Here is a 17,600-nt window from a genome sequence, read left to right as displayed (position 1 = left end):
TGTTACCGCCGGTTACAGAAAAATCCGGTCAGGCTCTAGCCGGTGGCCGCGGGCTGCGCCTAGCCTGGCGCCATGGGCGCGCAACTCACCGGTAACAAGCCGGACTACGACGTCGTGGTGGTGGGTTCCGGGTTCGGCGGTAGCGTCGCCGCGCTCCGGCTGACCGAGAAGGGCTACCGGGTCGCGGTAGTCGAAGCGGGCCGCCGCTTCGCTGACGACGAGTTCGCCAAGACCTCGTGGGACGTCCGCAAGTACCTCTGGGCGCCGACGCTGGGCTGTTACGGCATCCAGCGGATCCACCTGCTCAAGGACGTCTTGGTGCTCGCGGGCGCGGGCGTCGGCGGTGGGTCGCTGGTCTACGCGAACACGCTCTACCGGCCGTTGAAGCCGTTCTACCAGGACCGGCAGTGGGCCCACATCACCGACTGGGAAGCCGAGCTCGCGCCGCACTACGACCAGGCGACGCGGATGCTGGGGGTCGTCACGAACCCCACAGTGACGCCGTCGGATGAGGTCATGCAGAAGGTCGCGGCCGATATGGGCGTCGCCGACAGCTATCACCCGACGCCGGTAGGGGTGTACTTCGGCTCTCCGGGTAAGAGCGTCGAGGATCCCTTCTTCGGCGGCGAGGGTCCTACGCGTGTGGGCTGCACTGAGTGCGGTTCGTGCATGACCGGGTGCCGCGTTGGGGCCAAGAACACGCTGGTGAAGAACTACCTCTACCTGGCGGAGAAGAACGGTGCCCAGGTCATTCCACTTACGACAGTCACCGCTGTCCGCCCGCGCGGGGATGGCGGGTACGAGCTGGATCTGCGTAAGACCGGTACACGGTCTAAGAGGTTCCGGACCACCATCACTGCCGGGCAGGTCGTTCTAGCGGCGGGCACTTGGGGCACGCAGAACCTGTTGCACGCCATGCGCGACACCGGTTCGCTGCCTAAGCTCTCCCCGCGCTTGGGTGAGCTCACCCGGACCAACTCTGAGTCGATCGTCGGTGCGGGACGCACCACTGTGGACCCCGAGCACGACTACAGCCGGGGTGTGGCGATCACCTCGTCGTTCCACCCCGACGAGAACACCCACATCGAACCCGTCCGGTACGGCAAGGGCAGCAACGCCATGAGCCTGTTGCAAACCCTGGCCACGGACGGATCCTCGCCTGTCCCGCGCTACCGCCAGGCTCTGCGCTTCGCCACCAGGCACCCCATCAAGACCGCCCGGCTACTACAGGGCTACCGGTGGAGTGAGCGCACCGTGATCCTCTTGGTGATGCAGAGCCTGGACAACTCCATCACCACTTACACCCGCCGGGGCTTGTTCGGTCGCCGCAAGTACACGTCCAAGCAGGGGCACGGCGAGCCCAACCCGTCGTTCATCCCGGCCGGCTACGACGCGAACCAGCTCACTGCCAAGCACATCGGCGGCATGCCTGGCGGCACATGGGGCGAACTCGCCAACATCCCACTGACGGCCCACTTCATCGGCGGCTGCCCTATAGGCGCCACGCCAGACGACGGTGTCCTGGACCCCTATCACCGGGTGCACAACTACCCGGGTCTGTCCGTCGTGGACGGCTCGGCCATCACCGCCAACCTCGGCGTGAACCCCTCCCTGACCATCACGGCTCAGGCCGAACGCGCCTTCTCGTTCTGGCCGAACAAGGGCCAACCCGATCCTCGCCCGACACCGGGCACCGACTACCGCCGGATCGCCCCGGTCACGCCGAGCGCACCCGCCGTCCCCGCGTCCGCCCCGGCCGCGCTCCGGCTGGTGGAGATCAAGTCCTAGGGCTCGGCGCCGCGGCTGACGCCGAGCCCAAGGTACTTAGGCCACCCACCCGGTGGCTCGCCGCAACGCGTCCTCAAGCGAGGCCCCCGGTGGCAGCACGGCGGCGATGAAGCCGTCCGGCCGCACCAAGACGCCCCCGCCCGCGGGCACCGCCACACTCGTCTGCCCCTGCGGTAGGACGACGACCTTCAGTTGATACCCGGGCTCGGCAGGGTCAACCGCGCTCTCGACCGCCGTGTCGGCTGTGGCGGTTTCGACGAGCAGCGTGAACCGCACACCCAGGTGGTCCCGCAACCTGCTCCCGTCGGGGAAACCGAGGTCCGGGCACAGCACGCCGGGCAGCGGCGGCCGCTGGACCCCCGGCTCGGTCGGGAACGCCGCGATCTCCTCGGCCGACGCCCGCGAGGTCAGCGGCGACTCCAGGTACCAGAACGGCTCGGACAACTTGCCGGAGTCGATCTCCGCGCTCGCCGAGGGGTCGGTGACGCTGCGCTCCAGGACCTCCCGCCGCCGCTCCCACTCCTCGTCGTCGGCCGGGCACAGGAACCGCATGGTCGTGCTGGTCACCCGCAGGTTCTCGTCGGTGGCGGGCCCGCGCTCGAGGTCGTAGCTGGCCAGCAGCCCCGGGCCGCCCCAGCCGGACCGGATCGCAGCGATCTTCCACGCCGCGTTCTCCACGTCGGCCAGCCCGGAGTTCATCCCGCGCGCGCCGAACGGGCTCATGATGTGCGCCGAGTCGCCTGCCAGCACCACCCGGTCGACCTGCATCGTGGGCACCCGCCGCTGGTGGAAGCGGTACAGCGACGCCCAGACCAGCTCGTAGTCGATGTCGCCGATGACCGTCCGGATGCGCTTGTCCAGGTCGCCGTTGGCCTGCTCGGCGGCTAAGTCGTACTCGTCGGGCACCTGCCAGTCGATGCGCCACACCGAGTCCGGCTGCGGGTGCAGCAGGGCCTGCCGCCCCGGGTTCCACTCGGGGTCGAAGTAGAACCGCCGCTCGGGCACCGGGAAGTCGAACTTCGCCCGGATGTCGGTGATCAGGAACTTGTCCCCGAACGAGTGGCCCTCGAACGGCACGCCCAGCAGCTTGCGCAGCGTCGAGCGGTTGCCGTCGGCGGCGATGCAGTGCGAGCCGCGCAAGGTCCGCGGCCCGTCGGGGCCCTCCACCTGCACGGTCACCCCGTCGGGGTCCTGGCTGATGGCGACGGCCTTGGTGCTGTAGCGCAGCTGGATCAGCGGCTCGGCGAGCACCCGGCGCTCCAGCACGTGCTCGATGCTGTTCTGCGGGGTGTTCACGAACGGCGGGAAGTGCCCGGGGGCCGGTTCGGGCAGCGTCATCGAGAACACCTCGTGGCCGCGGTAGAAGATCCGCCCCGAGTACCAGGTGACCCCCAGGTCGACCACGTCGTGCCCGGCGCCGACCCGCTCCAGCACGTCCAGCACGTCGCGCTGCACGCAGATCGCCCGGCTGCCCTCCAGCATCCGGCCGGGCAGGGCGTCGACCACCACGCTCGGCACGCCGTGGCGGGCCAGGACGAGCGCGCCGGTCATCCCCACCGGGCCCGCCCCCACGACCAGGACCGGTTCGGTCACCGCTCGCCGTCCTGCAGGCTCGCCCACACCTCGCGGTCGCGCTCGGCCGTCCAGATGAGCGGCCAGTCGTGCCCGTCGAGCTCGTCCCAGTAGCGCTGCACGTCGAAGGGCAGGCAGTGCTCGAAGATCGGCCACCGGCCGTACTCGGGCTCCAGCGCGGTGTGCGTCGCCCGGAACGCCTCGCCGACCGTGCCACCCCTGCCGTGCACCTCGCCGACGATGCGGCGCAGCTCGTCGAGGAAGTGGCGGCTCTGCGCGATGGCCGCCTCGACCTCGGCGCGCCCCCTGGCGACCGCGCCCCGGCCGCCGACGAGCAGCTCGGCCGGGAAGCGCGCCACGTTGTCCAAAGTGGAGGTCGCCCAGTCGTCGTGGAAGGCGTCGCCCGTGTACAGCGCGGCCTGCGATTCCACCAGGTCGCCAGCGAAGAGGATCTTGTGCTTGGGCAGCCAGGCGACGATGTCGCCCGCGGTGTGGCCGCGGCCGCAGTAGGCCAGCACCAGGTCGCCCCGGTCGCCGCCGAGCGGGATGACCATCCGGTCGGTGAAGGTCAGCGTCGGCCAGGTCAGGCCGGGCACGCTGTCGGGCTCCTCGAACAGCCGGGGCATCCGGCCCAGCTCGCTGGCCCAGTCCGCGGTGCCGCGCTCGGCGATCAGCGCGCGGGTGGTCTCGTGGGTGATGATCTCCTGCGCGTCGAACGCGCTCGCGCCGAGCACCCGGACCGCGTGGTAGTGGCTCAGCACCAGGTAGCGCACGGGTTTGCCGGTGCGCTCGCGCAGCTGGTCGAGCCAGCGGCGGGCGGCGACCGGGGTGGCCCTGGCCTCGAAGCAGACCAGGAAGTCCTCGCCCTCGATGGCGCCCACGTTGGGATCGCCCTCCGCGGTCAGCGCGTAGACGCCGTCGGCCAGCTCGGTGAAGGTCTCGACTTTGCGCTCGAGGTCGGCGCTGGATGCGAATGACTTTGTCACACCGGCCACCCTGCCACCGGTCGGCGCCCGGGTACAGGGGGTGCGCCGGACCTGTGGACAACTCGGTCTGGTCTGGACCAGACCGGATCACAATGCGGTGCCGGGGGTGGGGTCGCGGCGCCGGTCCGGTGTCTACTGGCAACACGTAGCGCCTGGTAGGGCTATGCGTGGCGGGCAGTCGCATGATGTGATCGTCGGTGTGATCAGGCTGTGTGACCGGGGCCACTTTGGAGCGGGGTCGGGGAGGTCGGGGAGTGTTCAGCAGGAGGTCGTTTCTGCGGGCGGCGGGAGTGGGCGCCGCGGCGACAGCCGTGTCGTGTTCGGTAGGCGGACAGCAGGAGGCAGCCCCGCCGTCGACCACCGCGCCTAGCGCTGCGCCCGTGCCTACGCGCCCGGCAGCGGTACCACCGGACTTCGACGGTTTGCGCAAACGGCTTGGTGGCGCGCTGCGCCAACCCGGCGACGAGGGCTTCGACAAGGCAAGGCAGTCGTACAACCCCCTCTATGACCAGCGGAAACCTGCAGCGGTGGCGCTCTGCACGACTAGTGACCACGTGCAAGCCTGCGTAGCGCTAGCCAGAGACTCTTACCTGCCAATCGCTGCCCGCAGTGGAGGCCACAGCTACGCCGGTTACTCCGCTCCCGAAGGCGGGCTTATCGTCGACCTGCGTGGAATGTCCGCTGTGGACGTCCGACCGGATGGGACGGCCGTGATCGGCGCGGGTGCGCGGCTCATCGACGTCTACACCGCTTTGGCCGCTGCTGGGCGCTGTCTGCCCGCAGGCACTTGCCCGACCGTTGGCATCGCTGGGCTCACTCTCGGGGGCGGGCTGGGCGTGCTCACCCGCAAGTACGGGCTCACCTGCGACCGTCTTGTCTCGGCCCAGGTCATCACGGCCGATAGCGTTGTCCGCACTGCGACCCCGAACAACGAAACCGACCTCTTCTGGGCACTGCGCGGCGGTGGGGGTGGCAACTTCGGCATCGTCACTTCGTTCACCTTCTCCACCGAGCCCGCCCCCGCGGTCACCGTTTTCCAGCTCAGCTTCCCCGAGGGAGCTGCGGCCGCAGTAGTCGGTGCGTGGCAAGAGTGGACAGTGAATGCCCCCGACGACCTCTGGTCCACAGTTGTCATCACAGGCGGGCCTACCCCGACCGCGCGACTGAGCGGATGCTTTATCGGTCCCCAAACCGCGCTTAATCCGCTGCTGGACAGGTTTATCGTGAACACCGGCAAGCCCAGCAACCGGTTCGTGCAGCAGAAGTCTTACCTCGACGCGATGCGCTACTTCGCCGGATGCGCGCAGCGGGCCAACTGCACGCCGGACTCCTTGCCCAGGAGCACGTTCGCCGCGTCTTCGCGCATCATCACCGACCCCATCGCCGAACCGGGCGCCCTGGTCGACATGATCGATGGGCGCACCGACATGGACCTGCTGCTGGATTCCCTCGGCGGTGCTGTGTCGCGAGTGGACCCCTCGGCGACCGCGTTCCCGCACCGCAAGGCCCTGGGTACGATCCAGATCTACCAGAAGACCACAGTGGACAAACAAGAAGCGGCGACCCGCTCGGTCGCGCAGGTCCGCGACGCGCTAGGCCGATTGGGTGCCGGGGGTGGTTACGTCAACTACATCGAGACGGCCATGCCCGACTGGGGCATCGCCTACTACGGCCCCAACCTCAGCAGGCTCGACAGCGTCGCTCGCCGCTATGACCCGGACGCGGTCTTCAGCTTCGCCCAGTCGATTCATCGAGCATGATTCGAGATGTACTGAAGCTCCGGCCCATTACGATCTATAGATGTGAAGGACGGTCTCGCGGTCATCGTCGTCGGGGTCGACGGCAGCCAGGCGTCGCTTAATGCGTTCGCCTGGTCTGCCGGGATGGCCAGACGTGAGAACGCTCGGCTTGTCCTGGTCTATGTCGAGCCGTTGGCCAACCCCGCCTACTGGACAGGTGTTGGCGTAGCCGGTGCCCGAGAAGCAGCCGTGGCCTACGTCGATGAACTGCACCTCGACGGCACGCGCTACCTGGACCCGATAGGCGTGCCGTGGGAGGTTGTGCACATCTCCGGGGATCCCGCGCGCGGCATAGAGGCCGCTGCTGAGCAGGTAGGAGCCGACTGCATCGTCGTAGGCCGCTCCCGCCACGGCCGCGTCACCCGCAACCTCATCTCCGACGCCGCTCGCCCGGTTGTCGTAGTGCCGTGACAGGCTGGGCCGGTGGCGATTGATGGCGTGGAGACGGTAGGCGAAGACTTCAGCGAGACCGACCTGCACGAGCAACAGTGGGAACAGCGCACCTTCACCGGCTGCGACTTCACCGGCGCCGACCTGCGTGGCACCACCACAACCGGCTGCGTGTTCGTCGACTGCAAGTTCACCCGCGTCGACCTGGGGGAGTCGGTCCACCGCACGTCCGCGTTCCGCAACTGCGTGTTCGACCGCACCACCCTCACCGACAGCGAGTTCAGCGGCTGCTCGTTCATCGGCTCCACCTTCATCGACGTCCGGTTCCGCCCGTTCACCGTGCGCGACAGCGACTTCACGCTGGTCAGCCTCACCCGGGCTGCGCTGACCAAGACCACCTTGCGCGGCCTGCGCTTCCGCGAAGCGAACCTCATCGAGGCGGACTTGCGAGAAGCCGACCTCCGCGAGGTAGACCTAACCGGCGCCCGACTCGCCGGGACCCGTCTGGAGAAGGCAGACCTTAGAGGCGCCCGCCTAGACGCCAACGGCCTCGTCGCAGCCACCCTCCGCGGCGCGAAGGTCGACCTGGACACCGCCATCGCCTTCGCGGCCGCGCACGGCCTGGAGATCAGCTAGCTGCCTTACGCGCCGCGAAGGTCTTGTCGCCTTCGCGGCCGCGCAGTTGCCTAGTGATCAGCCGGGCAGGTCTCGGTCATCGGCTTCGACCAGGTGGCCACTCTCGAGCAGTTCGGCGATGGACTGGTTCAGCAGGTAGGCGACTCCGCCGCCGGGCTGGTCGAACCAGGGGATCGCCACGCCGGTCAGTGCGGAGGTCGGCTTGACCACCCGGTACGCGCGGTACGGGCGGTTCACCCACTCCGGGACCAACGAGCGCCGCTCGAACGGCGTGCCCGCCGCGTACGTGAGGTTGCCGGTCGCGTCGCCATAGCGGTCCACGTCCATGCCGGGCAGCAACTCCATCAGCTGCTTGCCGCGGAACAGCGTCAGCGGCGGCTCGCCCGGTCGGGGCTGGATCGGCCAGTCCTGCGGCTTGCGGCTGGTCGGCTCCGTGCGGTGCGTCACGGGCGGTTCGGGTCGCTGCGCCACCGGTTCGGGCCGCTGCGGGACCGGCTCGGGGCGATGGGCCACCGGTTCGGGCCTACGAACGGCAGGCTCCGGCTTGCGCTGGATCGGGCGTGGCTGCGACCTGCGCGGGGTGAAGTCGTCGTCATCGTCGTCGAACGCCGGGGTCGGCGCAGCGACGGTGACGGGCGGTTCCGGGCGCTGCGGCGGGGTGAACAAGTCCGCGGACTGCGCCCCACCGGATTGCGCTGCCTCCAACTCGGCCAACGACGCCTGCACGGTCGACAGCCCGGGATCCTTCGGTACGGCTACCGCGGTGTCCAACAGAACCTTGCCGACCAGGAACGCCGCTGCGTCCGCGACATCCTCGAACACCGCAGGCGCCACATACCGCTCGTCGAACCAGCCAACGCGCCAGCCCTCGCCGGTCTGCTCCATCGTCCAAGCCGCGGTCGTGGGCGTACCGATGTGGTAGCGACTAGAAGCCGCTCCGAGCTCGGTGAGCCGCGCCCGCACCCTTGCCACAACGTCCGCAGCCGGTCCCTGCGACGGTAGTGCTGCCGCAGGCGGCGTCCGCATGTCCTTGGTGGACGCCTCCACCGGAGGCGTGAAGTCCGGCTGGATGTGCCCGGGCGGCGGCTCGACCCCTGCCTGCTCTGCCCTGGCCACCTGCCCCCGAGTCAACGGCGTGGGAGCGTCCTGCCAGGACTCACCGGAGGTAGAGCTGCCTTGGGCTGGTAGCCACGGAGCCTGCTCAGGAGTGCTAGCGACCTGCTCACCGTCACCCGCTGGGCGCCATGACCCGCTCGCCTGCCCTGAAAGGGCCTGCAGCGGCTCGCCGGTAAGAGCTTCGCGCTCGGCCTGCCACGGTGCGCTTGACCCGTTCCTGGCTTGCTCGCCCTGCGCTGCTGGCTGCCAAGGCTGGTTGCCCGCGCTCGAGCCATCAGCCGGCTGCCAAGCACCGACAGGCACCGGAGTCTGCTCCGCCTGCCACGGCTCACTAGCCGGGGCTTGCTCAACGCTCGCGGCGCCGACGTGTTCCGGGGTGGACTGCCGGGGCTCATCGGCCGGGATCTGCTTAGCGTCCGCAGACTCCTCCGCCCGCCGCGTTCCCCCGGTGTGCTCGGCCTGCCATGGCTCGTTGGCGGAGGCCGGTTGCCAGGTGGCCGCAGGTGCGTGTTCGGCGTTCGTGGGCTGTTCGCTCGCAGGTTCTGCCTGCCATGTCGCACCGGCGTGCTCGGGGGTGCGCTCGGCCTGCCACGGCTCGTTGGCGGTGGCTGGCTGCCAGGTGCCCGTAGGTGCCTGTTCGGTGTTCGTGGTCTGTTCGCCTGCAGACTCGGCCTGCCATGGTGCCCCGGCCGGGCTCTGCTCAGAGGGTTGCCAGGTGCCCACAGGTGCCTGCTCGGCGTTCGGGGGCTCTAGGCCCTTCTCTGCCTGCCAAGGCTGACCGGCCGAGTTCTGCTCAGCCGCCTGCCACGTCCCCGCTGCTGCCTGGCCAGCGTTCACTGACTCGTCTGCCCGCCGCGCGCCACCGGCGTGCTCCGGCGTCTGCTCGGCCTGCCACGGCTCACCCGCGGTGGCCTGTTCGGTCGGCTGCCAGGTGCTCGCAGGTGTCTGCCCGACGTTGGCGACCTGCTCCGAGGCTGCCTCGCCGTGCCAAGGCTCACCAGCGGAGGCCTCCCCAAGGGGCTGCCACCCACCTGCGGGTGCCTGCTCAGCGTTGGCGGGCTGCTCCGCTCGCCGTGTTCCGCCTGCGTGTTCTGGGGTGTGTTCAGCCTGCCAGGGCTCGTTGGCGGTGGCCTGGTCAGTCGTGTGCCACGAGCTCGCAGCCGCTTGGTCGGCGTTCGCAGGCTCTTGTGCCCGCCGCGCGCCTCCGCCGTGTTCCGGCGTCTGCTCGGCCTGCCACGGGCCCGCAGCTACCTGGCTGGCGTTAGCGGCGTGTTCCGCTCGCCGGGCTCCCCCCGTGTGTTCCGGGGTGTGCTCGCCCCGCCACGGCTCACCTGCGGCGGCCTGCTCAGTGGGCTGCCATGCGCCTGCGGGTGCCTGGTCGGCGTTAGAGGCTTGCCACGGCTCGCTGACAGCGGCCTGATCAGTCGATTGCCACGGCCCCGCAGCTGCCTGGCTGGCGTTCACTGACTCGTCCGCCCGCCGCGCGCCACCGGCGTGCTCCGGCGTGTGTTCGGCCTGCCACGGACCCGCAGCCACCTGGTCGGCGCTGGCGGCGTGTTCCGCTCGCCGAGTTCCCCCCGTGTGTTCTGGGGCGCGGTCGGCCAGCCACGGCGCGCTGGCAGAAGTCTGCTCAGCGGGTTGCCATGCGCCCGGAGCCGCCTGGTCGGCTGACCCGTCCGCCCGCCGAGCACCGCCGTGTTCCGGCGTGTGTTCGGCCTGCCACGCGCCAGCGGGTGCCTGGTCGGCGTCGGTGGCTTGCTCTGCCCGCCGCTTCCCATTGGTGGGCTCGGGCTGCCATGCGCCCGCAGGCGCCTGCTCCGCGTTGGCGGATTCCGCGCGCCGCGCGCCGCCGGCGTGTTCCGGCTCTGCCTGCCACGGCTCGTTGGCGGAGGGCTGCCCAAGGGGCTGCCACGGGGCCCCAGGTGCCTGCTCAGCGTTCGCGGACTGCTCGGCCTGTCCTACTCCGCCCTCGTGCTCCGAGGCGTTCTCGGCCTGCCACGGAGCGCTGGCGGAGGTCTGCTCAGCGGGTTGCCAGGTGCCCACAGGCGCCTGCTCAGCGTTCGCAGGCTCGGCCTGCCACGGGGCAACGGGTGCTTGCTCCGCGTTGGTCGACTCCGCCCGCCGCGCGCCACCTGTGTGCTCTTGGGCGTGCTCGGCCTGCCACGGCTGGCCCGCGGAAGCCCCATCGCCGGGTTGCCACCCGCCTGAGGGCGCCTGGTCGGCGTTCGTGACCTGTTCCGCGCGCCGCGCGCCGCCGGTGTGTTCCGGCTCTGCCTGCCACGGCTCACTGCCTGGCACCGGGCTCACGGCCACGTCAGCGCGCTGCCAAGGCTCGCCCGTCTGAGTCAGACCTGCGGTCTCTTCCCCGGAGACCCCAGCCTGCTCAGCGGCCACTACCGGCTTCCACGTCCCGGTGCCGTGCCCACCCGCGGATGCTGCGTCGGCGGGTGCTGCCTGCCACGGTTCGCCTACCGGCGCCGCGTTCGCCACCGACTCCGCAGCCTGCTCACCCTGGGATGCGGGCTGCCAGAGGTTGGCGTCCTGCTCGGCCTCCTCAGCGCGCTGCCAAGGCGCTCCAGTGGCCTCTTCCGCTATCGGCTGCCACGGCGCGGTGTTCTCCTCCGCGGCGTCTTCCTCTGCGACCGGCTGCAGCCCCTTGGCCGTGTCCTCCGGCGCCTCGCCACGTTCCCACGGGGCAGGCTCGGTAGCCGCCGCTGCCTCGGTGTGGGAGTGGCCGTTGCGGGGGGCTGGTTCGTCCGTGGACTGAGGAGCGGTGTCCTCCTCGTCCTTCGGTGCCCACGGCGAGTCGGACTTCGCTGTGTCGGTGGGTGCCCAGTCCGCGGCCGGGGTGCGCGACCACGGCGGCGGGCTCTCCAGGTTCACCGGTGCTGGGCTGAAGGCGTCGAACGTCGTCCCGAACGGGCCCATCTCAGGTTCCGCGGGCAGCGCAGGCGCGCCTGCCGCCACCTTCGGCTGAACCGAGCGCGGGTCGGGCAACCGGGGTGCCTCGGCCTCAGCCTCAACAGGCGCAGGTACCGGTACCGGCGCTGAACCATTCACCGGCATCGGGCGGGGTGGCCTGCCACGGTTAAGGAAGGCAGCGGCGTTAGCCCTGACGTGCTCCTCGACCTCCGGCAGCGTGAACTCCGCGCGGCGGACGTGGTCGACCAGCTCCGGCTCCGGGGCCACCCCGTGCGCGCGCAGGTAGTAGTTCACCGCCGCGGGCCAGATCCAGCTGCCATCGGTGTGGAACGCCACGGGCACGCTCTGGCGGCCCTCGTCGTCCATGTGGTCGGTGTCGAGCCCCCGGGGCGGCAGCGCGAGCGGCGCCTCATCGAGGTAGCGCAAGAGGGCCTCACGCTCGGTGTCGTCCACCTGCGGTCGGTTGACGAAGGGCCGTCCCGCGGGTCCCTGGCCGTCGAAGATGCGTGCGACCCGGAACGGCGGCTTGAGCGCGGCGAGCCTGCGCACCAGCCACTCCGGCACGTTCTCCTCGTCCCGGGGGAAGATCCGCAGGTCGTCGGCGAAAGCGGGCGGCGGTGGCGGCTGGAACCACTTCGGCTCGTCGCGGTCGTACTCGAGGTTGTAGGCCGACGGCTGGTCCAGCTGGTAGCGCGCGTTGAACCAGGTGCCCCTGCCCTCGCGGTACATGCCCGCGCGCAGCCTGCTGAACAGCATCGTGATGTCCGGGGACACCGGCAGTTCGTCGGCGCCCTCCTGGTCCTGCACGGTGACCTTGCCCACGGTCTCCATGTACCGGCCCAGGGCGCGGTACTCGACGGTGATGGACGCCCACCGCTGCGGAGCGCCCCTCAGCAGGGCCAGCCCGATCTGCTTGACCAGGGCGTCCTGTTCGGTCGGGTTCAGCTGCGTCGGTAGTGCCACGGTCACATCTTCTCCTGGGGGCATGCCTTCGGCATACGGTGGATCGAGGGGTACCGGTCTGCCAGCGACAATGACATACCGTTATCAGCCAGTCGGGGGTGTGGGGCACAGTGACCACGTGCTGGGCCCATATCGTCAACTCCTCACCGTCCGCGGTCTGCCGAGCGTGCTCGTCTGGTCACTGCTGGGCAGGCTGCACCTGCCGGGTACTCCTCTGGCCACCACTTTCCTCGTTGCCGGGTGGACCGGCTCGTACGTCGCGTCGGGGGTCGTAGCCGGCCTCTACACGGTGGGTGTAGCCGTCGGTGGCCCATTGCGGGGTAGATCTGCCGACCAGGGTGACCCGTCGCGGCTCTTGATCGCCATTTCTCTCGCCTACGCGACGGGTCTCTGCGCGCTCGCTCTAGCACCTTCCCTGGTGGGGCCGCGCTGGTGGCCGATAGCCGCCGCGGCCGCTTTGGTGACTGGACTGGCCCAACCCCCCGTGACCCAGATCGCACGAGCGGCGTGGCCAAGACTGACTGATGACCTTGCCGCGCGCAGGTCGGTTCTCACCGTAGAGGCCACACTCCAGGAGTTGCTCTGGGTAGTCGGTCCGGTACTCATCGCTGCCGTGGTGGCGGTCGGGGGCGGCCGAGCAGGCACGTTCACCTGCGCGGGGTTGGCGCTCGCGGGCTCGGTTGGGTTCGCCTTGGCTATGCATCGGGTCGGATTGCGCGCGCCTATAGAGCGCGAGCACCGCGCGCCAGGGTCGGTGCTGCGCGCCCATGGCATGCGGGCCGCGCTGACCATGAGCCTCTGCGTCATCGCCCCGCTGACGATCATGGACATGGCGGTCGTGGCCTGGGCGCGGGACTACGGCACCTCGGCCGCCGCCGGTGCGCTGCTGGCCGTGTGGTCGATCGGGTCACTCCTCGGTGGCCTGTACATCGGGGCGAAGACCGCGCCGCCGAGGTTGGCGCTGCGGATCGCGCTCATGGCCCTCGGGTTCGCGGCCTTGGTCCCGGTGCTGCCGCCCGCGACTGATGGGTCTGTCTGGCTGATCGGGGTGGTCCTCGCCGTCGGCGGTGTCGCTGTGGCCCCGGCGCTGGCGGCGACGAACGTGCGCATCGGCGAACTCGCCCCGGCGGGGCGGACGGCGGAGGTGTTCGGCTGGGTCATGACGGCGGCGACCCTGGGCTCGGCGTTGACGCTGCCGGTGGCCGGGTGGCTGCTTGATCACATCGGTCCAGGGGCGGCTGCCGGGGCGGCCGCGGTGCTCGCCGTAGTGGCCGCCCTCTTCGCCATGGCGGTGCCGGATCCCAGCAGGCAGATCAGCACGGGGTGATGTTTGTGTCAACGTCTCATCTGTGCCAACCTGCTGCGGCCCCACCGGGAGGAACAAGCATGTCCGATGGCGACCTCACGCCGCACCTGAGCAGGTTGGGCCTGCCGGACGATGAGATCCGCGCCTACCTCTACCTGCTGCACACCGGTCCATCCACGGTTGAACAGGTCTGCCTAGGACTGGCCGAGCCGATCGGCACCGTTAGCCCTGCCGTGCGCACCCTCGTCGACGCGGGTTTGGTCGGGGCGGGGGGTGTGGACGGCAAGGTCGTCACCCCGGTACCGCCTGCCAGTGGGCTGCAGATCCTGAGCCGTCGCCGTGAGTCCGAACTGGAGCAAGCGAGGGTCGCCACCCTCAACGCCTACGACACCTTCCGGCGCGCTGTGTCTCCTCAGCGCACCGACGACCTCATCGAGGTTGTCACCGGCACCGCTATCGCCCAGCGCATACAGCAGATGGAGCTCAGTGCGCGCAAGGAGATCCGCAGGCTCGACTCGCCGCCGTATTTCACCGAAGGCCACGTCAACAACGCTGAGCTTGAGCAGCTCGCTCGCGGCGAAGTGACCTACAAGGTCGTCTACGCGCGTGCGGCCATTGAGGACCCCGGCCGCTACGCGCAGAACATCCAGCCGTGTGTGGCCGCGGGGGAGCAGGCCAGGGTGCTGCCAGAGGTGCCCGTGAAGCTGACCATCGTCGACCAGCAGTTCGCCACGGTGTCGCTACCGGTAGCGGAGGCCGATGTGAATCGCTCGCTCCTAGTCGTCCGCCCGAGCAGTCTCCTGTCGGCCCTAATAGGTCTGTTCGAGGCTTCGTGGCGGTTGGCGGTACCGCTGCACGCTGGCGCAAGAGCGCCGTCGCCGGTCCTGCCAATAGAGCAGCGCTTGCTCGGTCTTCTCGCAGCGGGCGCCAACGACGACTCCATCGCCCGGCAGCTCGGGGTGAGCCGTCGCACCGTGTTCCGGCACCTCCAGCGGCTGATGGACCACGCTGGTGCCACCTCCCGGTTCCAGTTAGCCGTCCACGCTGTGCGGCACCGATGGATCTAGCGAACCGGCCTGCTCTCGCCCGGTCCCTCGCGGTCACCGTCACTGTCCTAGGTGGAGTCGCGCTCGCCACGCAGAGCAGGGTGAACGGCCAGTTAGCGGCGCACATCCACGACGGGCTGTTCGCGGCGCTCATCTCCTTCACGGTGGGCTTCCTCATCCTCATCGTGGTTGTCGCTGTGTCGCCCGGCTCGCGGGCAGGGCTACCGAAGGTGTTCTCCGCTGTTCGCGAGAGTCGCTTGCGCCCGTGGCAGTGCCTGGGCGGCGCTGCCGGGGCCTTCTTCGTCACCTCGCAAGGCCTCACCGTGTCCGTCCTAGGGGTGGCCATGTTCACCGTCGCCGCAGTGTGTGGGCAGGTGGTCAGCGGACTCTTGGTGGACCGTGCTGGGCTCGGGCCAGGCGGACCTCGGCCCATCACGCCGACCCGGGCGATCGGCGCCGTGCTCGCGGTCGCCGCGGTCACCGCCGCGGTGTCGGACGAGTTCGACTCGCCCTCGCGGCTGTGGCTGTCGTTGATCCCGGCTCTAGGTGGCTTTGGGCTCGGATGGGCCCAGGCAGTGAACGGACGAGTGCGCGTCGTCGCAGGTAGCGTCAGCGTCGCTTCGCTGGTCAACTTTGGCGTAGGCACTCTCGGGCTGGCTCTAGCGTGCGTTGTCGACGCTGTGGTCCGAGGTTTCCCGACAGCCCTGCCGCCCGACGCGATCCTCTACGTGGGCGGAGCGCTTGGAGTCTTGGGCGTGTCAGCGAGCGTGTTCGCCGTGCGGTTCATCGGCGTGCTCATGGTGAGCCTGGGCATGATCTCCGGTCAGATCGCTGGCGCGGTGTTGTTCGACCTGACCGGGCCGGGCATAGAGCCCGCCACGCTGGTCGGCGTCGTGGTCACGCTCTTGGCGGCCGGGGTGGCCTCGATACCCAGTGGCCGCCCACTCAAGGGCCGGCGGACCTAGTGAGAGGATGACCACCGTGACCGCGACGATCCTTGACGGCAAGGCCACCCGCAACGCGATCCTCGACGAACTCCGCGTCCGGGTCGCCGCCCTCGCCGAGCGCGGCATCGTCCCCGGGCTGGGCACGGTGCTCGTCGGCGACGACCCCGGCTCGCACGCTTACGTGCGCAGCAAGCACAACTTCTGCAAGAAGATCGGTCTTAACTCGATCCGCCGTGACCTGCCCGCGCACACTACGCAGGCCGAGCTCGAAGCGGTCATCGACGAGCTCAACGCCAACCGTGACTGCACCGGCTACCTGGTCCAGTTGCCGCTGCCTGGCCACCTCGACCAGGGGCGTGTGCTGGAGCGGATCGACCCGACCAAGGACTCCGACGGCCTGCACCCGGTCAGCCTCGGCAAGCTCGTCTTGGGCGACGCTGGCCCGCTGCCCTGCACCCCCGTCGGCATTGTCGAGCTACTACGCCGCTACGACGTTCCCCTCGCGGGCGCGCGGGTGACCGTCGTCGGCCGCGGCGTCACCGTCGGCCGCCCCTTGGGGCTGCTGCTGACCCGCCGCAGCGAGAACGCCACCGTCACCCTCTGCCACACCGGCACCAAGGACCTCGCGGCCGAGGTCCGCCGCGCCGACATCGTCGTGGCCGCCGCGGGCAACGCGGGCCTGATCACCGCCGACATGATCAAGCCCGGCGCCGCCGTGCTCGACGTCGGCGTCACCCGCACCGAGGCGGGCCTGGTCGGCGACGTGCACGAGGACGTCCGCGAGGTCGCGGGCTGGCTGGCGCCGATGCCGGGCGGGGTCGGCCCGATGACCATCGCGATGCTGCTGCGCAACACCGTGGAGGCGGCGGAGCGGAGCCTGCGCGCGTGAACGACGGCCCGCAGCGCGGCGGCAAGCACCCCGCGCTGGTGCACCTGCCGTTCGCCCTGGTCATGGCCGTCGTCGTGCTCGGCCTGGTCCGGATCATCCAGTTCTCCTGGCGCGAGGGCACCGTCTGGATCGGCCTCGCCCTGCTGCTCGCCGCGGGCCTGCGGGTGCTGCTGCGCGACGAGCAGGCCGGGCTGGTCGCCATCCGCGGCCGGGCCGTCGACGTCCTGCTCTACGGCCTGTTCGGGTTCGTGGTGATCGCCGTCGCGCTGACCATCGAGGGCGGCTGGCTCAATCGGTGAGCCCGCCGAGCTCGGCGATCATCCTGGCCGACGCCGCCTCGTCCAACGCGACGCTGAGCAGCTCGACCACCACCTGGTCGTAGCGCTTGACCTCGCTGGTGTCCTCGACGAACAGGCTCGACGTGCGGTTCTCCAGCAGCACCAGCGCGCCGCGACCGCGGAACTGCATCCGCCGGAACGACCCGCGCAGCCCCGGGTGGCCGTGGCCGAGCCGGGGCACCACCCGGATCGTCACGTCCTGCTTGGCACCCGCCTCCACCAGGTACCGCAGCTGCCCGCGCATCACCTCACGCCCGCCGACGACCGTGCGCAGCGCAGTCTCGGTGAGGATCGCGTAGTAGCGCGGCGGCTGCGGCTTGCGCAGCACGGCCTGCCTACGGATCCGCTCGGTCGTGCGGTCCTCTATGGCGGACTCCTCCACCATGTCGACCTCGCGCAGCACCGCTTGGGCGTACGGGACGGTTTGCAGCAGGGCGGGCACCAGCATCGCCTGGTAGTCGACCAGCATCTCGGCCTTGGACTCCAGCACGCGCAGCGTCGCCGACGGCCGTTGCTCCGGCCAGGCCGTCGGCTCGGTCGCGTCGCGGGCCAGCGCCACCAGGTCGTCGCGGCGGGCGTCGCGGACCCCGTAGATGGCCAGCAGCGCCGCCACGTCGTCGAGCTTGTGCGGTCGGCGCCCGTTCTCCAGCCTGCTCAGCTTGGACGTGCTGATCCCGGTCTTGGCGGTCACCTCGGCGAGACTCATCCCGGCGGTCTCGCGGTGTCGTCGAAGCTCCTCACCGAGTAGCTCTAGGCGGACGGTGGAGTCCGCGGTGTGCAGCGTCACCCGGCCATGATCCGGCCGCGCGGGGTCGCATACCCACAGGTAGGGGGCCTTGTCGGGACAAGTCCACCCGAAGGAGTCGAGACCCTGGTCACCGACGCGCTCGGCGGGGACCCCA

The 17,600-nt window shown here is 70.1% G+C and carries 13 protein-coding genes; 9 read left to right on the top strand and 4 right to left on the bottom strand.

Features of this window, described 5'->3' with window-relative positions:
- Positions 1-72 precede the first annotated feature (72 nt).
- Complete coding sequence (locus LV75_RS24785; protein ID WP_253889385.1) at positions 73-1,788, top strand: GMC family oxidoreductase; 1,716 nt, start codon at positions 73-75, stop codon at positions 1,786-1,788.
- A 36-nt stretch (positions 1,789-1,824) separates the two neighbouring features.
- On the opposite strand, the gene LV75_RS24780 is transcribed toward LV75_RS24785, so the two are convergent.
- Together LV75_RS24780 and LV75_RS24775 are read right to left on the bottom strand one after the other, a co-directional pair.
- Positions 1,825-3,381, bottom strand: coding sequence for an FAD-dependent monooxygenase (locus tag LV75_RS24780; protein WP_253889384.1), 1,557 nt, complete (start codon positions 3,379-3,381; stop codon positions 1,825-1,827).
- Complete coding sequence (locus tag LV75_RS24775; RefSeq protein WP_253889383.1) at positions 3,378-4,346, bottom strand: MBL fold metallo-hydrolase; 969 nt, start codon at positions 4,344-4,346, stop codon at positions 3,378-3,380. The genes LV75_RS24780 and LV75_RS24775 overlap by 4 nt, the downstream gene beginning before the upstream one ends.
- A gap of 380 nt (positions 4,347-4,726) precedes the next feature.
- Here LV75_RS24775 and LV75_RS24770 point away from each other — a divergent pair, with 380 nt between their 5' ends.
- From LV75_RS24770 to LV75_RS24760, 3 genes are read left to right on the top strand one after another with little or no spacing between them, the layout of a single operon-like run.
- Positions 4,727-6,106 carry an FAD-binding oxidoreductase gene (locus LV75_RS24770; protein ID WP_253889382.1) on the top strand — a complete coding sequence of 460 codons (1,380 nt, stop codon included), beginning with the start codon at positions 4,727-4,729 and terminating at the stop codon, positions 6,104-6,106.
- A gap of 42 nt (positions 6,107-6,148) precedes the next feature.
- Entirely contained in the window at positions 6,149-6,556 is a 408-nt protein-coding gene (locus LV75_RS24765) for a universal stress protein (protein ID WP_253889381.1), read from the top strand.
- 18 nt (positions 6,557-6,574) lie between these two features.
- The gene (locus tag LV75_RS24760; RefSeq protein ID WP_253889449.1) at positions 6,575-7,171 is read left to right on the top strand and encodes a pentapeptide repeat-containing protein; all 597 of its coding nucleotides are present in this window, start codon (positions 6,575-6,577) and stop codon (positions 7,169-7,171) included.
- Positions 7,172-7,228: 57 nt separating this feature from the next.
- Here LV75_RS24760 and LV75_RS35625 read toward each other — a convergent pair whose 3' ends face one another.
- A complete protein-coding gene (locus LV75_RS35625; RefSeq protein ID WP_308211036.1) occupies positions 7,229-12,178 on the bottom strand; it encodes a glycohydrolase toxin TNT-related protein in 4,950 nt (1,649 codons plus the stop codon).
- 112 nt (positions 12,179-12,290) lie between these two features.
- On the opposite strand from LV75_RS35625, the gene LV75_RS24745 reads away from it, so the two are divergent.
- The 5 genes from LV75_RS24745 to LV75_RS24725 are packed head-to-tail and all read left to right on the top strand — an operon-like array spanning position 12,291 to position 16,659.
- Positions 12,291-13,499 carry an MFS transporter gene (locus LV75_RS24745; RefSeq protein ID WP_253889380.1) on the top strand — a complete coding sequence of 403 codons (1,209 nt, stop codon included), beginning with the start codon at positions 12,291-12,293 and terminating at the stop codon, positions 13,497-13,499.
- A 59-nt stretch (positions 13,500-13,558) separates the two neighbouring features.
- A complete protein-coding gene (locus LV75_RS24740) occupies positions 13,559-14,545 on the top strand; it encodes a TrmB family transcriptional regulator (protein ID WP_253889379.1) in 987 nt (328 codons plus the stop codon).
- On the top strand, positions 14,536-15,489 hold the full coding sequence (locus LV75_RS24735) for a DMT family transporter (RefSeq protein ID WP_253889378.1): 954 nt from the start codon (positions 14,536-14,538) through the stop codon (positions 15,487-15,489). Before LV75_RS24740 ends, LV75_RS24735 begins: the two co-directional genes overlap by 10 nt.
- Before the next feature lie 16 nt (positions 15,490-15,505).
- Positions 15,506-16,360 (top strand): bifunctional methylenetetrahydrofolate dehydrogenase/methenyltetrahydrofolate cyclohydrolase, encoded by an 855-nt coding sequence (locus LV75_RS24730; protein WP_253889377.1) that lies wholly within the window; start codon positions 15,506-15,508, stop codon positions 16,358-16,360.
- Positions 16,357-16,659 carry a DUF3017 domain-containing protein gene (locus tag LV75_RS24725; RefSeq protein ID WP_253889376.1) on the top strand — a complete coding sequence of 101 codons (303 nt, stop codon included), beginning with the start codon at positions 16,357-16,359 and terminating at the stop codon, positions 16,657-16,659. Before LV75_RS24730 ends, LV75_RS24725 begins: the two co-directional genes overlap by 4 nt.
- Here LV75_RS24725 and LV75_RS24720 read toward each other — a convergent pair.
- Positions 16,649-17,485, bottom strand: a complete 837-nt coding sequence (locus LV75_RS24720) for a helix-turn-helix domain-containing protein (protein ID WP_253889375.1) — start codon at positions 17,483-17,485, stop codon at positions 16,649-16,651. The two genes, LV75_RS24725 and LV75_RS24720, sit on opposite strands and share 11 nt — an antisense overlap.
- Between the last annotated feature and the right edge of the window lie 115 nt (positions 17,486-17,600).

Origin of the sequence: Actinokineospora diospyrosa (assembly GCF_024171925.1) — a bacterium.
Taxonomy (GTDB): domain Bacteria; phylum Actinomycetota; class Actinomycetes; order Mycobacteriales; family Pseudonocardiaceae; genus Actinokineospora; species Actinokineospora diospyrosa.
The sequence above is the reverse complement of the archived record's forward strand: the minus strand, read 5'-3'. Positions and strand labels throughout refer to the sequence as shown.

What these genes read in the sequence shown, in the direction of transcription:
- LV75_RS24785 (WP_253889385.1), top strand. Translation starts at nt 73, where the DNA reads ATGGGCGCGCAACTCACCGGTAACAAGCCGGACTACGACGTCGTGGTG.
- LV75_RS24740 (WP_253889379.1), top strand. Translation starts at nt 13,559, where the DNA reads ATGTCCGATGGCGACCTCACGCCGCACCTGAGCAGGTTGGGCCTGCCG.
- LV75_RS24735 (WP_253889378.1), top strand. Translation starts at nt 14,536, where the DNA reads ATGGATCTAGCGAACCGGCCTGCTCTCGCCCGGTCCCTCGCGGTCACC.